The sequence below is a fragment of the Streptomyces sp. NPDC048436 genome, assembly GCF_043200355.1.
In the GTDB taxonomy this organism is placed as follows: Bacteria; Actinomycetota; Actinomycetes; order Streptomycetales; family Streptomycetaceae; genus Streptomyces.
In genome coordinates, this window is sequence record NZ_JBICXP010000001.1 from 118315 (window position 1) to 137723 (window position 19409).

Annotated in this window: 22 protein-coding genes; 8 read left to right on the top strand and 14 right to left on the bottom strand. The window is 71.2% G+C overall.

Annotated elements, in window-relative coordinates; translation table 11 throughout:
• Nucleotides 1-8: 8 nt before the first annotated feature.
• Entirely contained in the window at nucleotides 9-653 is a 645-nt protein-coding gene (locus ACGFX9_RS00600) for a GntR family transcriptional regulator (RefSeq protein WP_393463014.1), read from the bottom strand.
• Between the two features lie 113 nt (nucleotides 654-766).
• Nucleotides 767-2212, bottom strand: coding sequence for an alkaline phosphatase PhoX (locus ACGFX9_RS00605; protein ID WP_393463015.1), 1446 nt, complete (start codon nucleotides 2210-2212; stop codon nucleotides 767-769).
• Between the two features lie 105 nt (nucleotides 2213-2317).
• Here ACGFX9_RS00605 and ACGFX9_RS00610 point away from each other — a divergent pair, with 105 nt between their 5' ends.
• From ACGFX9_RS00610 to ACGFX9_RS00625, 4 genes are all read left to right on the top strand, one after another.
• Nucleotides 2318-3085: an SDR family NAD(P)-dependent oxidoreductase gene (locus ACGFX9_RS00610; protein WP_393463016.1), complete on the top strand. Its 768-nt coding sequence runs from the start codon at nucleotides 2318-2320 to the stop codon at nucleotides 3083-3085.
• A gap of 161 nt (nucleotides 3086-3246) precedes the next feature.
• Entirely contained in the window at nucleotides 3247-3483 is a 237-nt protein-coding gene (locus ACGFX9_RS00615; protein ID WP_393463017.1) for a hypothetical protein, read from the top strand.
• 81 nt (nucleotides 3484-3564) lie between these two features.
• A complete protein-coding gene (locus tag ACGFX9_RS00620; RefSeq protein ID WP_393463018.1) occupies nucleotides 3565-4722 on the top strand; it encodes a hypothetical protein in 1158 nt (385 codons plus the stop codon).
• 28 nt (nucleotides 4723-4750) lie between these two features.
• Complete coding sequence (locus ACGFX9_RS00625) at nucleotides 4751-5197, top strand: hypothetical protein (RefSeq protein WP_393463019.1); 447 nt, start codon at nucleotides 4751-4753, stop codon at nucleotides 5195-5197.
• 70 nt (nucleotides 5198-5267) lie between these two features.
• On the opposite strand, the gene ACGFX9_RS00630 is transcribed toward ACGFX9_RS00625, so the two are convergent.
• Nucleotides 5268-6728, bottom strand: a complete 1461-nt coding sequence (locus ACGFX9_RS00630; protein WP_393463020.1) for a hypothetical protein — start codon at nucleotides 6726-6728, stop codon at nucleotides 5268-5270.
• 310 nt (nucleotides 6729-7038) lie between these two features.
• Between ACGFX9_RS00630 and ACGFX9_RS00635 the strand changes: the two genes are divergently transcribed.
• The gene (locus tag ACGFX9_RS00635) at nucleotides 7039-8901 is read left to right on the top strand and encodes an endonuclease/exonuclease/phosphatase family protein (protein WP_393463021.1); all 1863 of its coding nucleotides are present in this window, start codon (nucleotides 7039-7041) and stop codon (nucleotides 8899-8901) included.
• Between the two features lie 66 nt (nucleotides 8902-8967).
• Here ACGFX9_RS00635 and ACGFX9_RS00640 read toward each other — a convergent pair whose 3' ends face one another.
• The 3 genes from ACGFX9_RS00640 to ACGFX9_RS00650 form a co-directional block, all read right to left on the bottom strand.
• The gene (locus ACGFX9_RS00640) at nucleotides 8968-9708 is read right to left on the bottom strand and encodes an SRPBCC domain-containing protein (protein WP_393463022.1); all 741 of its coding nucleotides are present in this window, start codon (nucleotides 9706-9708) and stop codon (nucleotides 8968-8970) included.
• On the bottom strand, nucleotides 9705-10406 hold the full coding sequence (locus ACGFX9_RS00645) for an ArsR/SmtB family transcription factor (protein ID WP_393463023.1): 702 nt from the start codon (nucleotides 10404-10406) through the stop codon (nucleotides 9705-9707). Before ACGFX9_RS00645 ends, ACGFX9_RS00640 begins: the two co-directional genes overlap by 4 nt.
• Nucleotides 10407-10530: 124 nt before the next feature.
• A complete protein-coding gene (locus tag ACGFX9_RS00650) occupies nucleotides 10531-11112 on the bottom strand; it encodes an antibiotic biosynthesis monooxygenase (RefSeq protein WP_393463024.1) in 582 nt (193 codons plus the stop codon).
• A gap of 176 nt (nucleotides 11113-11288) precedes the next feature.
• Between ACGFX9_RS00650 and ACGFX9_RS00655 the strand changes: the two genes are divergently transcribed.
• Both ACGFX9_RS00655 and dapA read left to right on the top strand, forming a co-directional pair.
• Nucleotides 11289-11750, top strand: a complete 462-nt coding sequence (locus ACGFX9_RS00655) for a GNAT family N-acetyltransferase (protein ID WP_393463025.1) — start codon at nucleotides 11289-11291, stop codon at nucleotides 11748-11750.
• Nucleotides 11751-11870: 120 nt separating this feature from the next.
• Nucleotides 11871-12797, top strand: a complete 927-nt coding sequence (dapA, locus tag ACGFX9_RS00660) for a 4-hydroxy-tetrahydrodipicolinate synthase (RefSeq protein ID WP_393463026.1) — start codon at nucleotides 11871-11873, stop codon at nucleotides 12795-12797.
• 63 nt (nucleotides 12798-12860) lie between these two features.
• Here the strand turns inward: dapA and ACGFX9_RS00665 are convergent, their stop codons facing one another.
• The 6 genes from ACGFX9_RS00665 to ACGFX9_RS00690 form a co-directional block, all read right to left on the bottom strand.
• Nucleotides 12861-13478: a hypothetical protein gene (locus tag ACGFX9_RS00665; protein WP_393463027.1), complete on the bottom strand. Its 618-nt coding sequence runs from the start codon at nucleotides 13476-13478 to the stop codon at nucleotides 12861-12863.
• Between the two features lie 130 nt (nucleotides 13479-13608).
• Entirely contained in the window at nucleotides 13609-14754 is a 1146-nt protein-coding gene (locus ACGFX9_RS00670; protein WP_393465479.1) for an RNA polymerase sigma factor, read from the bottom strand.
• Nucleotides 14751-15170, bottom strand: coding sequence for a YciI family protein (locus ACGFX9_RS00675; protein WP_393463028.1), 420 nt, complete (start codon nucleotides 15168-15170; stop codon nucleotides 14751-14753). The genes ACGFX9_RS00670 and ACGFX9_RS00675 overlap by 4 nt, the downstream gene beginning before the upstream one ends.
• 139 nt (nucleotides 15171-15309) lie before the next feature.
• On the bottom strand, nucleotides 15310-16299 hold the full coding sequence (dapD, locus tag ACGFX9_RS00680; RefSeq protein ID WP_393463029.1) for a 2,3,4,5-tetrahydropyridine-2,6-dicarboxylate N-succinyltransferase: 990 nt from the start codon (nucleotides 16297-16299) through the stop codon (nucleotides 15310-15312).
• Between the two features lie 134 nt (nucleotides 16300-16433).
• Nucleotides 16434-16979 carry a TetR/AcrR family transcriptional regulator gene (locus tag ACGFX9_RS00685; protein ID WP_393463030.1) on the bottom strand — a complete coding sequence of 182 codons (546 nt, stop codon included), beginning with the start codon at nucleotides 16977-16979 and terminating at the stop codon, nucleotides 16434-16436.
• Nucleotides 16979-17299, bottom strand: a complete 321-nt coding sequence (locus ACGFX9_RS00690) for a DMT family transporter (RefSeq protein WP_393463031.1) — start codon at nucleotides 17297-17299, stop codon at nucleotides 16979-16981. Before ACGFX9_RS00690 ends, ACGFX9_RS00685 begins: the two co-directional genes overlap by 1 nt.
• Nucleotides 17300-17435: 136 nt before the next feature.
• Here ACGFX9_RS00690 and ACGFX9_RS00695 point away from each other — a divergent pair, with 136 nt between their 5' ends.
• Nucleotides 17436-18536: a hypothetical protein gene (locus tag ACGFX9_RS00695; protein ID WP_393463032.1), complete on the top strand. Its 1101-nt coding sequence runs from the start codon at nucleotides 17436-17438 to the stop codon at nucleotides 18534-18536.
• Nucleotides 18537-18599: 63 nt separating this feature from the next.
• Here the strand turns inward: ACGFX9_RS00695 and ACGFX9_RS00700 are convergent, their stop codons facing one another.
• Complete coding sequence (locus ACGFX9_RS00700; protein ID WP_160504340.1) at nucleotides 18600-18935, bottom strand: metal-sulfur cluster assembly factor; 336 nt, start codon at nucleotides 18933-18935, stop codon at nucleotides 18600-18602.
• On the bottom strand, nucleotides 18932-19402 hold the full coding sequence (sufU, locus tag ACGFX9_RS00705) for a Fe-S cluster assembly sulfur transfer protein SufU (protein WP_393463033.1): 471 nt from the start codon (nucleotides 19400-19402) through the stop codon (nucleotides 18932-18934). The genes ACGFX9_RS00700 and sufU overlap by 4 nt, the downstream gene beginning before the upstream one ends.
• Between the last annotated feature and the right edge of the window lie 7 nt (nucleotides 19403-19409).

Genomic DNA, 19409 nt, shown 5'->3' on the forward strand with positions numbered 1-19409 from the left:
CGGCGGATTCAGGGGTGGGGGAGCTCTTCCAGGACGCGCCAGATCTCCGTGGTGACGGCCACCGCCGCCTCCGTGTCGCCGTCGGCGCAGGCGTCGATCAGCCGCTCGTGCAGCTCGGCGGAGCCGCAGGTCACGCCCTGGCCGAAGCGCTGCCTCTCCAGGCGGCGGATGAGGGGGGTGTAGCGGGCGATGGTGGCGGCTGCGGCGCTGTTGCCGCAGGCCTCGACGAGGACGCCGTGCAGGTCGTCGTCGGCCCGCAGAGCCCCCTCCACGTCGCCGGACGCGACGGCCACGGTGAACCGGCGGTTGGCCTCCCGCATCGCGTAGAGGTGCGAGGGCTCGAGCCGGGGCACCGCGCCCCGTGCGGCGAGTTCGTGCATGGCGCGGACGACGGCCGCCGCGTCCCTGACGCCGCCCGCGTCGAGCGACGTCACACGGGTGTGGCTCTGCGGTTTGGTCTCCAGGAGGCCCTCGTCGACGAGGCGCGAGAACGCCTCGCGGACGGGCGCGCGGGAGAGGCCGAGCGAGGCGGCGAGGTCGGCGTCCCGCACGACGCTGCCCGGCGGGAGGTCCCCGCCGACGATCGCGTCACGGATCGATGCGTACGCCTGATCCCTGAGGAGGGTGCGGCGGACCGGTTGCATGGCTCCCATGAACTGAAATGTTAGATACCAATTCCTGGAGCGGGCAAGAGTCCTGACGGTCCGGACGGGGCAGACATGCGAGAGGTGCGCGGCGGACCCTGACCCGCCGCGCACCCTTCCGTTCAGTGACGCTGACGCCGCCACGGCCCGGTGATCGCCAGCATGATGCCGGGCGTCTGGATGTTGGCGTAGAGCGTCTTGCCGTCGGGCGAGAACGTGACGCCGGTGAACTCGCTGTAGGAGGGCTTCTCGGGGGTGCCCGCGTTGAGTTCGTTGCGCGCGATCGGGTACGTACGGCCGCGGTCGGTCGCCCCGAAGAGGTGCTGGACACCGTCGCCGTCCTCGGCGATGACCAGGCCGCCGTACGGCGAGACGGTGATGTTGTCCGGGCCGTCGAAGGCGCCGTCCTTGTCGGGGTCCTTGTTGACGCCGAGGAGGACCTTGAGCGTGAGGGTGCGGCGGGCCGGGTGGTAGAACCACACCTGTCCGTCGTGCTGGACGGGGCTCTCGTCGCGGGCGAACGAGGCGACGATGTAGACGCCGCCGTCGCCCCACCACATGCCTTCGAGCTTGCGGGCGCGCGTGATGTCGCCGTCGTCGAACTGCTCGCGCACCGAGACAGTGCGGGCGTCGCGGTCCGGGACCTCGACCCAGTCCACGCCGTACACGGTGCCGGTCTTCGTGGCGCGGGACAGGTCGTCCACGAAACGGCCGCCGGAGTCATAGCACTTGGGGGCCTTCAGGACGCCCGCGTCGTCGGCCAGCGTGCGCAGCTTGCCGCGGCCGTGGCGGAAACCGTGCGGCGGGGTCCAGCGGTAGAGCAGGCCGTTGGGTCCCGAGGCGTCCTCGGTGAGGTAGAGGTGGCCTCGCTTGGGGTCGACGACGACGGCCTCGTGGGCGTAGCGGCCGAGCGCCTTGAGGGGCTTGGGGGCGCGGTTGGCCCGCCTGTCGTGGGGGTCGACCTCGAAGACGTAGCCGTGGTCCTTGGTCATGCCGTTGTGGCCTGCCCGGTCCTCGGTCTCCTCGCCGGTGAGCCAGGTGCCCCAAGGGGTGCTGCCGCCCGCGCAGTTGGTGGCGGTGCCCGCGATGCCGACCCACTCGGCGACGTGTCCGTCGCGGCGCACCTCGACGACCGTGCAGCCGCCGGACGCGGCCGGGTCGTAGACGAGCCCCTCGGTGAGCGGGACGGGGTGCGGCCACTTGGAGCGGGGGCCGCCCAGCTCGTGGTTGTTGACGAGCAGCGTCGTGCCGCGCGGGCCCTCGAAGGTGGCCGTGCCGTCGTGGTTGGAGGGCGTGAACTCGCCACTCTCCAGCTTCGTCCTGCCGCTGTACGTCAGGACGCGGTACGAGAATCCGGCGGGCAGCGCGAGCAGGCCCTCCGGGTCGGGGACGAGGGGGCCGTAGCCGGGAGCGCCGCCGAGCGCGTCAGTGTCGGCGTCGGCGTCGGTCGTCTCCTGGGCGGCGAGCGCGCCTGGCGCGGTGGCGAGCGCGCCGACGCTGCCGGCCAGCGCGACGCCGGCGCCGGTGAGCGCGGAGCGTCTGGCGAAGTCCCTGCGGGTGAGCGACATGATGTCTCCTGGTGCGCGGATTCGGCCGGGCTGCTGTCGGCGTCACGTTCCCGCTCACGTATAAACAGCGGTTGAACGCTGTCCGACGTCGAGGGGCTTCCTTCCATGAACCTGCCGGCCACCGATCGCCGCATCCTGATCAGCGGGGCCTCACGCGGCCTCGGGAGGGCCCTCGCGCAGGCCTTCGCGGAGAACGGCGACCGTGTCGCGGTGCACTACGGCTCGCGCGAGGAGGAGGCACGCGAGACGCTCGCCTCGCTCAAGGGTGAGGGCCATGCGCTGGTGGGCGGCGACCTGTCGGACGCGGCGGGCGCCGCGGACGTCGCCGGGCGGGCGGCCACCGCGCTCGGCGGTCTCGACGTCCTGGTGAACAACGCCGCCGTGAACCTTCCGCACCCCCTCGCCGACACGTCGTACGAGGACTGGGCGGCGCTCTGGCAGCGGCATGTGTCGGTGAACCTGCTGGCCACGGCGAATCTCAGCCATCTGGCGGCCCGCCGCATGATCGACCAGGGCACGGGTGGCCGGATCGTGAACATCGGCTCGCGCGGCGCGTTCCGGGGAGAGCCCGATCACCCCGCGTACGGGGCGACGAAGGCGGCGGTGCACGCGCTCGGCCAGTCCCTCGCGGTGTCGCTCGCGCCGCACGGCATCGCGGTGGCTTCGGTGGCGCCCGGCTTCTTCGAGACGGAGCGGGTGGCACACCGGCTGAGCGGCGACGAGGGTGAGGCGATCCGCGCGCAGAGCCCGTTCGGGCGTGCGGGCACGGCGGACGAGATCGCGGCGGCGGTGCTGTGGCTCGCCTCACCGGTCGCGGAGTGGGCGTCGGGCACGGTCCTCGACCTCAACGGCGCTTCACATCTGCGCACATGAGCCACTGGTCGGCGGAGTCTTCGTAAACTCGGAAGAGTCTTCGTAAACAAGGTCAACAGGCGCGGATCACCTGTAAGGCCAAGATTTCGTGCGGAATGCCTTGACCCGCCCTCCACACGGCAATAGACATCCCCTATCACCCGTAGGGGGAGGCGAGCCGCGTGGACGCACAGCAGGCACGCAGCCTCCATGAGGACCGGCTGATGAAGCTGGCCAATGTCACCGGCGTCGGCACCGGCAGGGACGAGAACGCGGGGACGGACGTGATCGTCGTCTTCGTCACCCGCAAGGTGTCCCGTGACCGGCTCCGTGACGAAGATGTGGTTCCGGCAGTGCTCGACGGTGTACCCGTGCGTGTACTGGCCATCGGTGGCGTCGACGCCCAGGACAAGCCATAGGACCGACATCGGTCCGCGGGGCGACCCACCGCACGAACCGGAACTCCGACCCTGCAGCCCAAGGGGAAGAGGTGGTCTGGCGTGAGCCAGCCCGAAATGATGCGAGGACCCACCGGCGGTCAGCTCAGCGACAGCTCCCGCCAGCAGGCGACATCCGACTTCCTGCGGCCCCAGTCTCCGCTGGCCAACGTCGTCGGCTTCGGCCACGGCGTGAAGTGGAGCGAAGGAGAGCCCACCGGCGAACCGGCCGTCATCGTGTTCGTCACCCAGAAGGTCCCCGAGTCCATGCTTCCTGAGCGCGACGTCATCCCGCGCCAGATGGACGACGGCACCCCCACCGACGTCGTCGCGGTCGGCCATGTCGCCGCCCAGCGCCAGCAGCGCAGGACGGGACGCTCCGACGACCGCTCCTCGGTGACGTACGACCCCGACGGCAGCGTCAGCGAGCAGCTCGCCGGCCTGTCGCAGCCCCTGCTCGAAGAACTCGGCGGGCTCGGCGCGTTCGAGCCGCAGCTCCTCAAGCGCCGGATGCGTCCGTGCCCCTCCGGCTTCTCGGTCGGCAACGTGCGCGTGACGGCGGGCACGCTCGGCAGCGTGGTCTACGACTTCCTGCCCGGCGCCACGGTCGACCCGCCGGGCCCCGGCCTCGGCGTACCGGCGAAGTTCTACATCCTCTCCAACAACCACGTGCTCGCCGACTCCAACCGCGCCCAGCTGGGCAGCGCGATCGTGCAGCCGGGTGTCTTCGACGGCGGCCAGGACCCCGCCGACCGCATCGCGACGCTGGAACGGTTCATCACGATCCAGTTCGCCCCGCAGATCCCGCTGGAGCGGCACAACAACGTCGTGGACGCGGCCCTTGGCACGGTCGACTTCCAGGACGCGACGCGTGAGACGTACTTCAGCGGCGCGCCGCGCGCATGGCGCCGCAAGGCGAACGTCGCGGTCGGCGACCTGGTGAAGAAGACCGGCCGTACGACCAACATCTCCTTCGGCCGGATCATCGCGGTCGACGCGACCATCGACGTCAACTACGGCACGGCGGGCACGGCCCGCTTCAAGGACCAGATCCTGACGACGAGCATCTCGGCGGGCGGCGACTCGGGGTCCCTGGTGACCTCGCTCGACAACGTCGCGACGGGTCTGCTGTTCGCCGGGTCCTCGACGGTGACCGTACTCAACCACTTCGAGAACGTCCGCGCGCTGCTGCGGGTGGAGGTCTCCGAGCAGCTGGCCTGACCGGACCCACCACGAGAGGAGGGCTTCCATGACCACTCAGGCACGCAAGCAGAAGGGCCAGGCCCGCGCGGAGCGCCGTTTCCACAATCCGCAGGGCGCCGAGGTCAAGACGCGTGACGAGGCGTTCGCCGCGCCCCAGGACGTGTCCGCAGAGGCGGTCTCCACCGACTGCAAGCTTGAGCTGCACAACGGCGCGATCACCTTCGCCATCGAGGTGAAGTACAACCCCAACACCTATCCGCACGTGGTGACGGGCGGTCAGATCACGTCCGGCATCTGCGGCGCACCGTGGGACATCACGGGTGGCTTCATAGGCGACAACATGCGCCTGGACGCCAAGCGCACGGGTCAGGGCTCCTGCGCCGACACGATCACGATCGTCGGCGACTACCAGAACCCTCCGGCGTACCGGGGGACGTACGGCTTCGACGGCGCGACGTCGTCGTTCAAGCACACGACGAAGTATCAGTGCTGAGCTGACACGACTGCCGGGCGGGCCGGAAAGTCCGGCCCGCCCGGTACTCCGTGCGGCTCACCGGCCGGTGTCAGATCCCGTGCTGCGAACGCGCCTTGAAGGCGGCCTTCCTGGCTTCCTTCGCCACCTTCTTGTCGGGGTGGAGCCGCCCCATCGCCTCAAGGACCTCCGCGGTGGCGGGGTGCTCGACCCGCCACGCGGCGGCGAAGAACCCGCTGTGCTGCTCGGAGAGCCCCTCGACCAGGCCCTGCAGCTCGTCCGAGTTGCCCTCGGCGGCGAGCTGCGCGGCGATCGTGTCGATGGTCAGCCAGAAGACCAGCGCCTCGGAGGGCGCGGGCACGTCCGCGGCCCCGTGCTCGGCCAGCCACACCCGGGCAAGACCGCCGAGCTCCGCGTCGTCGAGCACCTCCCGGAGGGCGGGCTCGGCCTCGGTGCCCACCAGCGAGAGCGCCTGCTGGCACCTCAGCCGCCGCAGCGGCGCCCCCTCGTCCGCGCCCCGCGCGGCGGCCAGCAACTCCCGTGCCGCGCCCAGCGGTTCGTGCCGGGCGAGCCACAGCTGGATCTCGGCCTCCGCGGCGGCCTGCGGGAACCCGGCCGTCCCGTCGAGCAGCGTGTCCGCGCCCTTGTCCGCGAGATCACCGACCGCGGGGGCGTCCACGCCCGCCTCCAGCATCCGCGCCCGTACGCCGTAGACGCCGAGCGGCGTCAGACGGACCATGCCGTAGCGCGTGACGTCCTCGTCGTCGGCGGGCAGCGGCGCCTCGGCCTCGTCGATGTCGACCATGAGCGCCTCGTCGACCGGCTGGTACTCGACGAGCCCGAGCGGCTCGAAGAGCCGGAACTGGTCGTCGAGCTTCATCATCGCGTCCGAGACCTGCTCCAGGACGTCGTCGGTCGGCTCCCCCATGTCGTCGGGCACGATCATCGACGCGGCGAGCGCGGGCAGCGGTACGGGGCCTTCGCCCGCCCCGGCGTCGCCCGCGGTCAGCAGGTAGAGGTTGCCGAGTACGCCGTCCAGGAAGTCCGCCTCCGCCTGCGGGTCCCAGCCGAGCTCCTCGAAGTCGACCTCGCCCTTCTCCTCCAGGACGTCCAGGAGGTTGTCCATGTCGGGCACGGTGGCGTCCGCGTACACGGTGTCCAGGGCGGCGAGCCAGACGCCGAGGATGTCCTGCGGGCTGCCGGAGGTGAGCGCGGCGAGGTCCTCGCCCGCGGTCACCGTGCCGAGCGCGTCCTCCCCCTCCGCCTCGTCCCCGTCCGTGACGTCCACCAGGCCCGTGTCGACGGCCACCCGCCACGCCTCGCTCGCGTACGCGGCGGCGTCCGGGTCGTCCGCGGCAAGGCCGAGCTCCGCCGCGGCGGCCGGCAGCTGCTCCTCGATGAGTTCGCCGGCCGCCCCGACCCGCGTCCCGGGGCCCGCCCAGCGGGCGAGCCGCGCGGCGCGGGACAGCAGCGGAGTGGCGAGCGCGGCCCGCGCGAGTTCCGCTTCGGAGTGCAGCAGCACCGGCGGCAGGGTGGCGGGACTTACGGACATCGGCTGGTTCTCCTCCGAAGGATGGGGCCTCCCCTGCTCGAACGGGGTCGAGAGCCTGGGGAAGGGTCGGCTGGGACGAAGCCTAGACGGATTTGGACGCATGCCGCCCGGTTCATGTCCCTGTCAGAAGACATACACGGCGAGAACACCCGCCGAACCTTGACAACTCCCCTGGCCACGCAAGAGATTGACGCGCGTAGAGCGCCGGATGTCCGCTGGTCCGGCGTGCTGCGTCCGTCCGCCCCTCACCTCCTTGCCCGCACCTCACACTTGCCTCCCGCACCTCACCCTTACCTCCCGGAGTCTTCGCATGCCGCACATATCCGGTGCCACCCGGTCCACCGTGAGATCCGCCGCCGTCTCCACCGTCGTGGCCACCGCTCTCGCGGCCGGTCTGCTCGCCGCGGGCTCCTCGTCCGCGTCCGCCGACCAGGTCCGCGTCCACGACATCCAGGGCACCACCCGTCTCTCGCCCCTCGCCGGACAGCAGGTCACGGACGTGACCGGCATCGTCACGGGCGTCCGCTCCTACGGTTCCAAGGGCTTCTGGATCCAGGACACGAAGGCCGACACCGACCCCGCGACCAGCGAGGGCATCTTCGTCTTCACCGGGTCGGCCGCCCTGACGGTCAAGGCCGGAGACGCCGTACGTGTCTCCGGAACCGTCGGCGAGTACGTCCCCGGCGGCGCCAACTCCGGCAACCAGTCCCTCACCCAGCTCACCAAGCCGACGGTGACGGTCGAGTCGTCCGGCAACGCGCTGCCCGCGCCGGTCACGGTGAACGCCAAGTCGGTGCCCTCGGCGTACGCACCCGACGGCGACCCGGCGAACGGCGGCAGCATCAACGCGCTGGTGCTGCGGCCCCGCTCGTACGCCCTCGACCTGTACGAGTCCCTGGAGGGCATGAACGTACGCGTCGGCACCTCGCGCGTGGTCGGCGCCACGGATCCGTACGCGGAGCTGTGGATCACGGTGAAGCCGCACGAGAACGCCGCCCGGCGGGGCGGCGCGGTCTACGGGTCCTACGCCGACCAGAACACCGGCCGCCTCCAGATCCAGCAGCTCGCCCCCCTGGCCGAGCAGCCCTTCCCGAAGGCGAACGTCGGCGATGTGCTCTCCGGCGGCGCCCAAGGCCCTCTGGACTTCAACCAGTTCGGCGGTTACACCCTCGCCGCGCGCACTCTCGGCACGGTCACGGACAAGGGCCTCGAACGGGAGAAGACGCGGCGGCAGGCCAAGGGTGAGCTCGCCGTCGCGACGTACAACGTCGAGAACCTCGACCCCACCGACCCGCAGACGAAGTTCGACGCGCTGGCCGGGGCCGTCGTCTCGAACCTCGCATCGCCCGACATCCTCGCCCTGGAGGAGATCCAGGACGACAACGGCGCCAAGAACGACGGGACCGTCTCCGCGGAGGCGACCCTGAAGAAGTTCACGGACGCGATCGTCGCGGCGGGCGGGCCCCGGTACGCGTGGCGGTCCATCGACCCGCAGAACAACAAGGACGGCGGGGAGCCGGGCGGCAACATCCGCCAGGTGTTCCTCTTCAACCCCGAGCGGGTCTCCTTCACCGACCGGGGCGCCGGGGACGCGACGACGGGCACGGGTGTCGTACGTTCCTCTGACAAGCACGCCGCGCTGACCCTCTCCCCCGGCCGCGTCGACCCGGCGAACACCGCCTGGGCGGACAGCCGCAAGCCGCTGGCCGGAGAGTTCAGCTTCCGGGGCCGCAGTGTGATCGTGGTCGCCAACCACTTCGGGTCGAAGGGCGGCGACGAGGGTCTGACGTCGCAGCACCAGCCGCCGGTGCGGTCCTCGGAGGCGAAGCGGCTGCGGCAGGCCGAGGCCGTGAACTCCTTCGTACGGGATGTCCGCGAGGTGCAGAAGAACGCCGACGTGGTGGTCGTGGGGGACGTGAACGACTTTGAATTCTCGGCGACGACCAAGGCCCTTGAGGCGGGCGGCGCGCTGAAGTCGGCCGTCAAGTCCCTTGCGAGGGCTGAGCGTTACTCGTACGTCTACCAGGGCAACGCCCAGGTCCTGGACCAGATCCTGACCAGTCCCGGGGTGGGCGGCAAGGGCGACTTCTCCTTCGACAGCGTGCACATCAACGCGGAGTTCGCCGAGCAGAACAGTGACCATGACCCGCAGGTGCTGCGGTTCCGGCCGTAGGGCCGGAGGGATGACGCGGGCCCGGCAGCACCGTTCTACGGCGGCGCCGCCGGGCCCGTCGGCCGGCTACGCGTAGAGCCGGTGCAGCCAGTCCCGCCAGGCCACTTCGGTGTGCTTGGCGTCCGCCTGCGGGGCGAAGTCGTGGACGCTGATGCCCACGGGGGCGCCGAAGTGGTTGCGGCCGAAGAAGCGGTAGAGCGCGGTGTCCGTGCGCAGGCCGATGAAGTGCCGGCTGCGGAAGTCGACCACCGCGTCGAGGACTTCACCGCCAGGAGCGTCCACGCGCACGCGGGCGCCTTCCGCCGCGTCGTCCGGGAGGCCGAGGCGGCGGCCCAGCTTGGCGAAGGCGTCCGGGGCCGCGGAGGGGGCGGGGGCGTCGAGGGTGGTGAAGACGACGGAGTCCCCCGCGAAGTGCGTCAGGTACTCGCGCAGGGTGTGCAGGTAGAAGTCGGTGTGCTTGCTGGCCCCGTCGTACTGGTTGTCCCAGTCCTCGGTGAGGATGCCGCTGTGCACGTAGCGCACCCAGGAGCGCCGGCCGCCGTCGCGGGGCTCGATGGTGTGGTCGAGCTCGTTGACGGTCTGGCCCGGCGGGAGCCCCGCGGGGTCTTCGACGCGGGCGGTGAGGCGGCGCGAGGGCTCCCAGCGGGTGACGGTGCCGCCGAAGGGGGCGGCGCCACCTTCCCGGGGCTCGTACTCCATGGGCCACAGCCAGCCGCCGGTGCCGGTGGTGAGCGCGTCCCAGACCTCCGCGGGCGAGGCGTCGACCTCAAACTCCCGCGCGATCTCAAACTCCTTGCCGGTGGTCATGGCGACTCCCTAGGGGTGCGGTTCCGTCTGTGCTGTGCGACTCCGTTGCTGCTTTCTGCGGGGGTGGGGGGCTGCGGGTCCATGGCGTGGCCCGCCGGGGGAGCCTGCTGCGGGTCGCGGACCGAGGGGTGCACGGCGACCACCACGCGGTGGTCCCGGCCGCCCTCGGCCCCCGCCTCCGCGCCGTACTTGCTGATCAAGTTCCCGACGCCGTCGGTGAGTTCCGCGATGAACGCCGCCCGGTCCGCCGCCGACGCGAACCGGACCTCGCCGTCCAAGGCGTACGTGGCAAGCCCCTGCCGCGCTTTCGCCGCCCCCGTGATCAGCGCTCCGACGTCCCGCACGAGCCGCGCGGCCACCGCGAGGAGCCACCGAGCGGAGAGCTGGTCCCTTGCCCGCCCGGGATCGGGCTGGACGGCGCCGAGGGCGGTCGGCGAGATGACGTACGAGGCAGCCGACGCCCGCATCAGCCGCTCCGTCACGTTCCCCTTGCGCCGCTCCCCCGCCAGCTCGACGAGCCCGTGCCGCTCCAGCGCTTTGAGGTGGTAGTTGATCTTCTGCCGGGGCAGCCCGACCCGGCCCGCGAGCATCGCGGCCGACGCGGGCCCCGCTGCCAGCTCGGCAAGGATCCCTGCCCTGATGGGGTCGAGTGACGCGGCGGCGGCGGCCGGGTCCTCGATCACCGTGACGTCCAACATGACCCCACCGTCTCACCGACAATTATTTTCGTCCAGGGGAACGTTGTTGTCGGTGATGGAGTGCAGGGTGGTCGCGGCGTGGTTACCGGGCAGGGAGGGTGACGTGCGCTCCTGCGGTAACGCCTCAGCGCGGCGTGAAGCCGTACGCCAAGCGGTACCTGCCCGCCTCGGGCAGCCCCTCGCCGCTCGCCCACTCCGCGTACCGGATGACCCGCGCGCCGTCCGTCGTCACGTGGAAGTGCACGGAGATCAGCCCCGGCGCCGTCCCCGCCGTCGCTTCAGAATCCTGCGCTTCGGCGTCCACCTCCCCGATCACGATCGCCCCGGCCACCCGGTCGTCACCGTCCGCCCGCGCCACCCCGCCCCGCAGCCGCGTCTTGTGCAGCCCGAGCCGCTCGATGCCCGGCACGGCCCGGTCGATGTCGGCGTTCCGCGCGTCCCTGCCGTGGGCGAAGAAGTCCTCGTACGCCTCTTCGTCCCGCCAGTGCGACCGGTGGGCCAGCGTCGAGCCGTCCGCTCCGGCGTACACGGTGTACGAGAGCAGCCCCTCATGCGGCCACGGACGGCTCTCCCAGGCCTCGGCGATCGCGTCGGCCGCGGCCCGCTGCCGCTCCGGCGTGCCGGTGCTCCAGGTACTGAGGAAGACGAGGCCGCCGTCCACGTAGGCCGGGTCGGGGAGGGTGGCGGCATCGGTGCGTGTCTTCATTGCGGGCTCCTTCGGTGCGTGGGGGACGGGCTGAGAGCCCTGCGTGAATGGGCCGAGCCCCGCGCGGATGGGCTGAACCCTGCGCGGATGGGCCGAACCCGTTACGCACACCCTGTGACCTCAACTCAACTTGAGGTCAAGCCGAGCCCGTTCAGGAGCCGTGCCACACTCCGGCCATGCCTGCCCTGCGCCCCGCGACCCGCGCCGACCTGCCCGCCGTTCTCGCCCTCCTCTCCGACGAGGAGCGGGTGGTGGACCCGGCTTCGGTCGTGGTCACCGCCGCCTACGAGGACGCCTTCGCCTCGATCGACGAGGACCCCCGCAACGAGGTTCTCGTGCTGGAGGACCCGGAGGCCGATGCGCCCGGCCCGGTGGTCGGATGTCTCCAGGTCACCTACATCCCGGGGCTCGGCAAAGGGGGCGTCGAGCGGGCCCTCGTAGAGGCCGTGCGGGTGCGGGCCGACCGACGTGGGAGCGGGCTCGGGCGGCTGCTGATGGAGCTTGCCGTGGCGCGGGCACGCGCGCGTGGCTGCGCGCTGGTCCAGCTGACGAGCGACAAACGGCGCACGGAGGCGCACCGCTTCTACGCCTCGCTGGGGTTCGCGCGCAGCCACGACGGTTTCAAGCTGGCCCTGTAGGGCTCTTCACAACGGCGGGCCCGGGCCTGGCCCGCTCGCGGCCACCTCGTAGCGTTCCTGTCGCATATCTCGTAGCAGAATTAAGTGGCGCTTCAGCGTCGGTGTACCGACACTGCCCCTATGACCTCACCCTCTTCCCTCTCCGCGCCCTCCGCCCCCTTCGGCCGCGCCCTCTGCGCGATGGTCACCCCCTTCACGGACGAGGGTCTGCTCGACCTCGACGGCGCCCGGTCGCTCGCCGCACGCCTGGTGGCCGAGGGCTGCGACGGGCTCGTGCTCTCCGGTACCACCGGAGAGTCACCCACCACCTCCGACGACGAGAAGGCCGCGCTCGTCCGCGCCGTCGCCGAGGCCGTCGGCGACCGGGCCTCCGTCGTCGCGGGCGTCGGCAGCTTCGACACCCGGCACACCGTCGAGCTGGCCCGTCAGGCCGAACAGGCGGGCGCGGACGGCCTGTTGGTGGTCACTCCCTATTACAGCAAGCCGCCCCAGGACGCCGTCGAGGCGCACTTCCTGGAGGTCGCAGACGCCTCGGGCCTCCCGCTCGCGCTGTACGACATCCCGGAGCGCACCGGCACGCGCATCGAACCGGAGACGATGCTGCGGCTCGCGGAGCATCCCCGCATCGTCGCCGTGAAGGACTGTGCGTACGACATGATGGGGACTCAGAAGGTCATGGCCCGCACCGACTTGGCGTACTACAGCGGTTGCGACGAGTTCACCCTCGCGCTGTACGCGGCGGGCGGCGTCGGCTACATCAGTACGGTGGCCAATGCCGTGCCCCGCCAACTCAGCTCGATTGTCGCCGCGTTCGACGCCGGTGACACGGCAGGGGCCCGGCAGTCACAGCTCCAGGCGATGGAGCTCATCGAGTTGATGATGGGCTCGGGCCTGCCGGGCGCGGTCACATCGAAGGCGCTGCTCGGCGCGCTCGGGCTGCCCGCGGGCCCGGTCCGCGCACCGCTGCGGCCCGCCGGACGCGAGGCGACCGACGGGCTGCTCGCCGCGTACGAAGGGCTGCGGCAGGCCCAACTGGCGTCAGCCTGAGGGGAACACGGGTGACCGGCGGCCCGGATGGCCGGCCGGCGCCGTGCGGAAGTCGCCGCCAACTCAGCCCGCGACAGGCGCCTTCGGGAAGCCCTTCGCCTTGGTCCAGAGGAGGGTGTCGCCGCCCCTGCTGAACGTGACCTTCTTCCCCCCGGTGGCGACGGCGATCTTCTCCCAGCCGTCGAAGTTCTTCGTGAGGTGCGTGTCCCACTTCGTCAGCTTGCCCGTGGCGACTGCCGCGACCGACTCGGTCGGCGGCTCGCCGTCCGCGCAGTACACACCGAAGTCCCCGAAGGCCGCGACGGTGCCGTCCTTTGCCTTGAGCGTGATGCCCTGGCAGGCGTCGGTCTTCGTCTTGTAGACCACCGCGGACTTGGACCAGCCCTTGGCCTTGGGGCTGTAGTCCTGCACGAAGAGCCCCTTGTCCCGCAGGTAATGCATGGCCACGCGGCGCCCGTCGGGGAGCTTGACCTGCGCGTTGAACGGGCTCGGGCTCCCGCTCCAGGGAATGTCGCTCTTCTGCAGCGGATAGCTGTGGCCGCCGGTGGAGATCGGGCTGACCTCCTGCGCCGCCCCCCGCCCGCTGTCCTGCGCCTGCCCGGCGCTCTGCCCGCACCCGGCCACAAGACCGAGTACCGCCACTCCACCCAGGGCCAGGGCCCGGATCCCCGTTCGGTGCATGTCGCTCTCCTGTCGTCCCGGGCGGCCTACGCCCCCGTGGCAGCGCAGCTTACGCAGACGCAGCTTACGCAGGCACAGCGGCGCACAGCAGCCCCAGGGGAGTCACCGTGCGCGTTCGAGGCGCCGTCCGTCAGCGGTTGCGGCGGGAGTTGAGCCGGGCGGCCTGGCGCGTCAGGTGGTCGCGCTCGGCGAGGTTGGACGCCTTCCGCGCTGCCTCGGCGTACAGCCGTGCCGCCGTCTCCAGGTCGCCGTCACGCTCGTGGAGGTACGCCTCCGCCGCCGTGTGTCGGGGCAGCGAGGCATCAAGGGCCGCGAGCGCCGCCAGGCCTGCCCGCGGTCCGTCCGCCTCGCCCAGGGCCACCGCGCGGTTGAGCCGGACGACCGGGTTGTCGGTCAGGCGCGTGAGCTCGTCGTACCACTCGACGATCTGCGTCCAGTCGGTCTCGTCGGCGGTGGGCGCGTCGGCGTGGAGTGCCGCGACGGCGGCCTGGGCCTGGAACTCGCCCAGGCGGTCGCGGGCGAGGGCCGCCTGCAAGATCTGGACGCCCTCGGCGATCACCCCGGTGTCCCACCGGCCGCGGTCCTGCTCGGCGAGCGGCACCAGGCTGCCGTCGGGCGCGGTGCGGGCGGCGCGCCGGGCGTGGTGGAGCAGCATGAGGGCGAGCAGCCCCGCCACCTCAGGGTGGTCGATCGCGGCCGCGAGCTGCCGGGTGAGCCGGATGGCCTCGGCGGCGAGGTCGATGTCGCCGGAGTAGCCCTCGTTGAAGACCAGGTAGAGGACGCGCAGCACGGTGGCGACATCACCTGGCTGATCGAACCGCACCCCGGAGATGGTGCGCTTGGCCCGGCTGATGCGCTGGGCCATGGTCGCCTCGGGCACCAGGTAGGCCTGGGCGATCTGGCGGGTTGTGAGCCCGCCGACCGCGCGCAGCGTGAGCGCGACCGCGGACGACGGTGTCAGCGAGGGGTGGGCGCACAGGAAGTAGAGCTGGAGGGTGTCGTCCACCGCGGGCGCGGGCCCGGCCGCCGGCTGCTCGTCGACGAGGTCCTCGCGCCGGCGGCGGGCGGTGTCCGCGCGGGTGGCGTCGAGGAACTTGCGCCAGGCCACGGTGACGAGCCAGCCCTTCAGGTCCCTCGGCTGCTCGTCCTGCCGGCCGCGGACCGCCTCGATGAGCGCCTCCTGTACGGCGTCCTCGGCCGCCGCGAAGTCGGCTCCGCGGCGGACGAGGACCCCGAGCACGCTCGGCGTGAGGCTCCGGAGCAGGGCCTCGTTCATCGGTGCGGGCACTCGGTGACCGTGGGCGACGCGGCCAGGAACGGGCGCAGCTCAAGCCACTCGTGGATCGGCTTCCCGCCCGCCCCCGGGGCGGCGGACAGCTCCCCGGCCAGCTCAAGGGCGCGCTCGTGACTGTCGACGTCGATGACCATCCAGCCGGCGATGAGGTCCTTGGTCTCGGCGAAGGGTCCGTCGGTGACCGGCGGGCGGCCCTCGCCGTCGTAGCGGACGAAGGTCCCCTCGGGGGCGAGCGCCTGGCTGTCGACGAACTCCCCGGTCTGCTCGAGACGGGCCGCGAAGTCGTTCATGTACTGCAAGTGGGCCGAGATCTCGTCCGGCGTCCACTGGTCCATCGTGACGTCGTTGACCGAAGCCGGGGCGCCTCGGTAGTGCTTGAGCAGCAAGTACTTGGCCATGATGTCTCTCCTGGGTTCTGGTGCGGCCCATTGTGGCCGCTTCACCCCAGGGACGGAGCAGAGCACGGATTCTCGACATCGCCGTCCGCACCGGATCCCGACGCGTGGGCGGCCGCGGTGGTGGCGGCCGCCCCGCACATCAGTTGTGGCTGTGCAGTACGTCGTTCAGGCCGCCCCACACTGCGTTGTTCGGGCGGGCCTCGACGGCGCCGGTGACCGAGTTGCGGCGGAAGAGAATGTTCGAGGCGCCGGAGAGCTCGCGGGCCTTGACGATCTGCCCGTCGGGCATGGACACGCGGGTGCCCGCGGTGACGTAGAGCCCGGCCTCGACGACGCACTCGTCGCCGAGCGCGATGCCCACGCCCGCCTCGGCGCCGATCAGGCAGCGCTCGCCGATGACGATGCGGACGTTGCCACCGCCGGAGAGGGTGCCCATCGTGGAGGCGCCGCCGCCGATGTCCGAGCCGTCGCCGACGACGACACCGGCGGAGATACGGCCCTCGACCATGGAGGTGCCGAGCGTGCCCGCGTTGAAGTTCACGAAGCCCTCGTGCATGACCGTGGTGCCCTCGGCGAGGTGCGCGCCGAGCCGGACCCGGTCGGCGTCGGCGATACGGACGCCCTTCGGGGTGACGTAGTCCGTCATGCGGGGGAACTTGTCGACGGACGTCACGGCGAGGTGCAGGCCCTCGGCGCGGGCGTTCAGCCGCACCTTCTCGACATCGTCCACGGCGACCGGGCCGAGCGAGGTCCAGGCGACGTTGGCGAGGAAGGCGAACTGGCCGTCGAGGTTCACGCCGTGCGGCTTGACCAGGCGGTGGCTGAGCAGGTGCAGACGCAGGTAGACGTCGTGGGCGTCCAGCGGCTTGTCGTCGAGGGACGCGATGACCGTACGTACGGCGATGATCTCCACGCCACGGCGGGAGTCAAGGCGGATGGCCTTGGCGGCGCCCTCACCGAGCAGCTGCACGGCACGCTCGGCGGTGAGCCGCTCCGTGCCGGCGGGGCCGGGCTCGGCGGAGAGCTCGGGCGCGGGGAACCAGGTGTCGAGGACGGTGCCGTCGGCGGCGACGGTGGCGAGGCCTGCGGCGACGGCGCCGGTGGTGCGAGATGCAGTCGTGTCGGTCATGGGTGAAACCTAACCGGAGGTGCGGCGCGCGGGCGAACCGGTCTCAGCGACCGGGCCACGGGGCGGTGCGCCCGGCAGGGGACGCCACCGAGGGCACCGGGTCGAAGCCGCCGACGGCCCACCGTCCCCGCCGGTCAACCCTCCGACGGAATCAGCCGGTTGAGCATGTCACGCGCGTATGCCTCGTCGTAGACGCCGTCCGTGAGCAGCACCTGCAGACAGATCCCGTCCATCAGCGCGACCAGGGCACGCGCGGTGGCCGGGTCGGTGCGTTCGGCGAAGACCCCGGCGAGTCCGTCGCACCAGCAGGCGGCGACCGGCCGCAGCGCGGGCCTGCGCAACGCGGCCAGATACAGCTCGTACTCGAGCTCGATGCCCGCGCGTTCCTGGCCGAGCCACATCCCGAGCACCGCGGCGATCTCACCGGCGAGGTCGACCCGCGGGTCCTGGAAGCCGCCCCGGCTCGCGACCACCTTCGCGAAGCCCTCGTTGGCCTGCTCCAGGGCGGCGAGCAGCAGTTCGTCGAGCGTCTTGAAGTGATAGGTGGTCGAGCCGAGCGGCACATCGGCCTCGGCGGCGGCCGACCGGTGGCTGAGCCCGCCGACCCCCTTCTCCCCCACCACCCGGATCGCGGCGTCGATGATCCGCTGCCGCCGCTCGGGGTCGTACCGGCGGGCCATCAGTGGGCACCGCCCAGATTGAGCACGACGACGCCAGCGATCACGAGGACGATCCCCGCGATCTTGACCAGACCGGCGGACTCCCCCAGGAACACCATCCCGATGGCGGCGACAGCGGCGGTCCCGGCCCCCGCCCAGATCGCGTACGCGGTTCCGACGGACAGCGTCTTGAGGGTCTGCGCGAGCAACGTGAAGGCGATCAGATATCCGGCGACGGTGATCAGCGAAGGCCAGAGCCTGCTGAACCCCTCGCTGTACTTCATGGCCGTCGTCCCGGCCACCTCCGCCGCGATGGCCGCGGCCAGCAGTCCGTATCCCATGTGTACGAGAGTACATAACGTTGTGTACGGGTGTACGCAAAAGAGCTCGGCCAACCGGTTAAGGTGACGCGATCACTGTGGGGGGCCACAGAGAACTCGCGGCGAGAACCGCACGACGCTACGGAGCACAAGAGCGATGTCGGACACATCGGGGTGGGGACCACAGGGGCCGCGGGGCCAGTACGGGCCGTACGGCCCACAGGGCCCGTATGGCCCGTATGGCTGGAACGGCTGGACGCCGCCACCGCCGCCGCCCAAGCCGGGCGTCATCCCCCTGGCACCGCTGGGCGTCGATCACATACTCGGCGGCACCTTCGCCACGATGCGACGGTACGCGAAGCCGCTGTTCGGCACCGCGGTCGCGGCGTACGGTCTGGTGGCCGTGGTGATGACGGCGGCGGCCGTCCTCGCGTACGTCTCCGTCCGGGACCACTGGCGCGCCCTCTCCGAACCCGGGGGCACGTTCTCCTGGGACGACGGCAGGCCCGTCCTGATCGCCTTCGGCGTGGTGTGGCTGCTCACCCTGCTCGCCACCCTGGCCGTCAATTCGTTCATCCAGGCCTCGTGCGCGGCCACACTGCACGAGGCGGTGCTCGGCCGCCCGGCGACGTTCGGCGCGATCTGGCGCAGGGCGTGGTCACGGACACCGTCGGTCATGGGTGTGACCGTCCTCCTGGCCGTGATCCTGCTGCTGCCGGCGGCGACGTGTGTACTGCTCTTCGTCTCCTTCTTCGTGACCGTCCTGACGCAGTCCGCCGTGCCCTTCGGCCTGATCTTCCTGCTGCTGCTCGTCGTGACCCCGCTGGCGGCCTGGCTGTACGTCCTCTTCGCCTTCGCCCCCGCCGCCGCGTCCCTGGAAACGGCGGGCCCGCTTCAGGCGCTGCGCCGCTCCGTACGCCTGGTCCGCGGCGCCTGGTGGCGGATATTCGGCATCTCACTCCTTGCCGGGATGATCGTGGGCGCCGTCTCCCTGGCCGTGCGCCTCCCCTTGCAGTTCGCCGCGCCGACCCCGCATCCGGTGGACCCGGGCAGCTCCACCTCCGCGGTCCTGCTCGACCAACTGCGCTCCCAGTTCGGCCTGTACGCCGTGTTCACGCTGGTCGCCTCGTTCGTCACGCAACTGGCCGCCAGCGTGTTCCTGCCGCTGGTGACCGCCGTGCTCTACATCGACCAGCGCATCCGCAAGGAGGGCCTCGCGCACACGCTGGCGCAGGCCGCGTCCACGCAAGGCAGCTGAACGCGGTTCGGCCCCCCGCGCACCAGCACGGGGGGCCGAACCTCAAGAACTACCTGTCACACCTCAGACGTTGAACCCGAGCGCACGCAGCTGCTCGCGGCCGTCGTCCGTGATCTTGTCCGGGCCCCACGGCGGCATCCAGACCCAGTTGATCCGCAGCTCGTTGACGATGCCGTCGGTGGCGGACTTCGCCTGGTCCTCGATGACGTCCGTCAGCGGGCAGGCCGCCGACGTGAGCGTCATGTCGATCGTCGCGATGTTCGCGTCGTCGACGTGGATGCCGTAGATCAGGCCGAGGTTGACGACGTCGATGCCCAGCTCGGGGTCGACCACGTCGTACAGCGCCTCGCGGACCTCTTCTTCCGAAGCCGGCTTGGTCAGGGTCTCGTTCTCGCTCATGCGGTCTTCCTCTCAGCGACGTCGTCCGTACCAAGTGCCTGGGCCGTCGCGTCCTTCCACGCCATCCAGCTCAGGAGAGCGCACTTCACCCGCGCCGGGTACTTCGAGACCCCGGCGAACGCGACCGCGTCCTCCAGGACCTCCTCCATGGCGTCGTCCGGCACCAGCTTGCCCTTGGACTGCATCAGCTCCAGGAAGACCTCCTGGACCTTCTGCGCCTCGGCGAGCTCCTTGCCGACAAGCAGGTCGTTCAGGACACTCGCGCTGGCCTGGCTGATGGAGCAGCCCTGCCCCTCGTACGACACGTCGGCGATCGTCGACCCGTCGTACTTGACGCGCAGCGTGATCTCGTCGCCGCACGTCGGGTTGACGTGGTGCACCTCGGCGTCACCGTCGCGCAGACCGCGCCCGTGAGGGTGCTTGTAGTGGTCCAGGATGACTTCCTGGTACATCGAATCCAGCTTCACGATCCCG

Coding starts and splice junctions, on each gene's coding strand:
- ACGFX9_RS00640 (WP_393463022.1), bottom strand. CDS start 9,708: ATGACCACCGGCAAGGAGTTTGAGATCGCGCGGGAGTTTGAGGTCGAC.
- ACGFX9_RS00655 (WP_393463025.1), top strand. CDS start 11,289: ATGCCTGCCCTGCGCCCCGCGACCCGCGCCGACCTGCCCGCCGTTCTC.
- ACGFX9_RS00605 (WP_393463015.1), bottom strand. CDS start 2,212: ATGTCGCTCACCCGCAGGGACTTCGCCAGACGCTCCGCGCTCACCGGC.
- ACGFX9_RS00650 (WP_393463024.1), bottom strand. CDS start 11,112: ATGAAGACACGCACCGATGCCGCCACCCTCCCCGACCCGGCCTACGTG.
- ACGFX9_RS00670 (WP_393465479.1), bottom strand. CDS start 14,754: ATGAACGAGGCCCTGCTCCGGAGCCTCACGCCGAGCGTGCTCGGGGTC.
- ACGFX9_RS00675 (WP_393463028.1), bottom strand. CDS start 15,170: ATGGCCAAGTACTTGCTGCTCAAGCACTACCGAGGCGCCCCGGCTTCG.
- ACGFX9_RS00610 (WP_393463016.1), top strand. CDS start 2,318: ATGAACCTGCCGGCCACCGATCGCCGCATCCTGATCAGCGGGGCCTCA.
- ACGFX9_RS00695 (WP_393463032.1), top strand. CDS start 17,436: ATGTCGGACACATCGGGGTGGGGACCACAGGGGCCGCGGGGCCAGTAC.
- ACGFX9_RS00625 (WP_393463019.1), top strand. CDS start 4,751: ATGACCACTCAGGCACGCAAGCAGAAGGGCCAGGCCCGCGCGGAGCGC.
- ACGFX9_RS00635 (WP_393463021.1), top strand. CDS start 7,039: ATGCCGCACATATCCGGTGCCACCCGGTCCACCGTGAGATCCGCCGCC.
- ACGFX9_RS00645 (WP_393463023.1), bottom strand. CDS start 10,406: ATGTTGGACGTCACGGTGATCGAGGACCCGGCCGCCGCCGCCGCGTCA.
- dapD (WP_393463029.1), bottom strand. CDS start 16,299: ATGACCGACACGACTGCATCTCGCACCACCGGCGCCGTCGCCGCAGGC.
- ACGFX9_RS00700 (WP_160504340.1), bottom strand. CDS start 18,935: ATGAGCGAGAACGAGACCCTGACCAAGCCGGCTTCGGAAGAAGAGGTC.
- ACGFX9_RS00630 (WP_393463020.1), bottom strand. CDS start 6,728: ATGTCCGTAAGTCCCGCCACCCTGCCGCCGGTGCTGCTGCACTCCGAA.
- ACGFX9_RS00600 (WP_393463014.1), bottom strand. CDS start 653: ATGGGAGCCATGCAACCGGTCCGCCGCACCCTCCTCAGGGATCAGGCG.
- ACGFX9_RS00685 (WP_393463030.1), bottom strand. CDS start 16,979: ATGGCCCGCCGGTACGACCCCGAGCGGCGGCAGCGGATCATCGACGCC.
- ACGFX9_RS00665 (WP_393463027.1), bottom strand. CDS start 13,478: ATGCACCGAACGGGGATCCGGGCCCTGGCCCTGGGTGGAGTGGCGGTA.
- dapA (WP_393463026.1), top strand. CDS start 11,871: ATGACCTCACCCTCTTCCCTCTCCGCGCCCTCCGCCCCCTTCGGCCGC.
- ACGFX9_RS00690 (WP_393463031.1), bottom strand. CDS start 17,299: ATGGGATACGGACTGCTGGCCGCGGCCATCGCGGCGGAGGTGGCCGGG.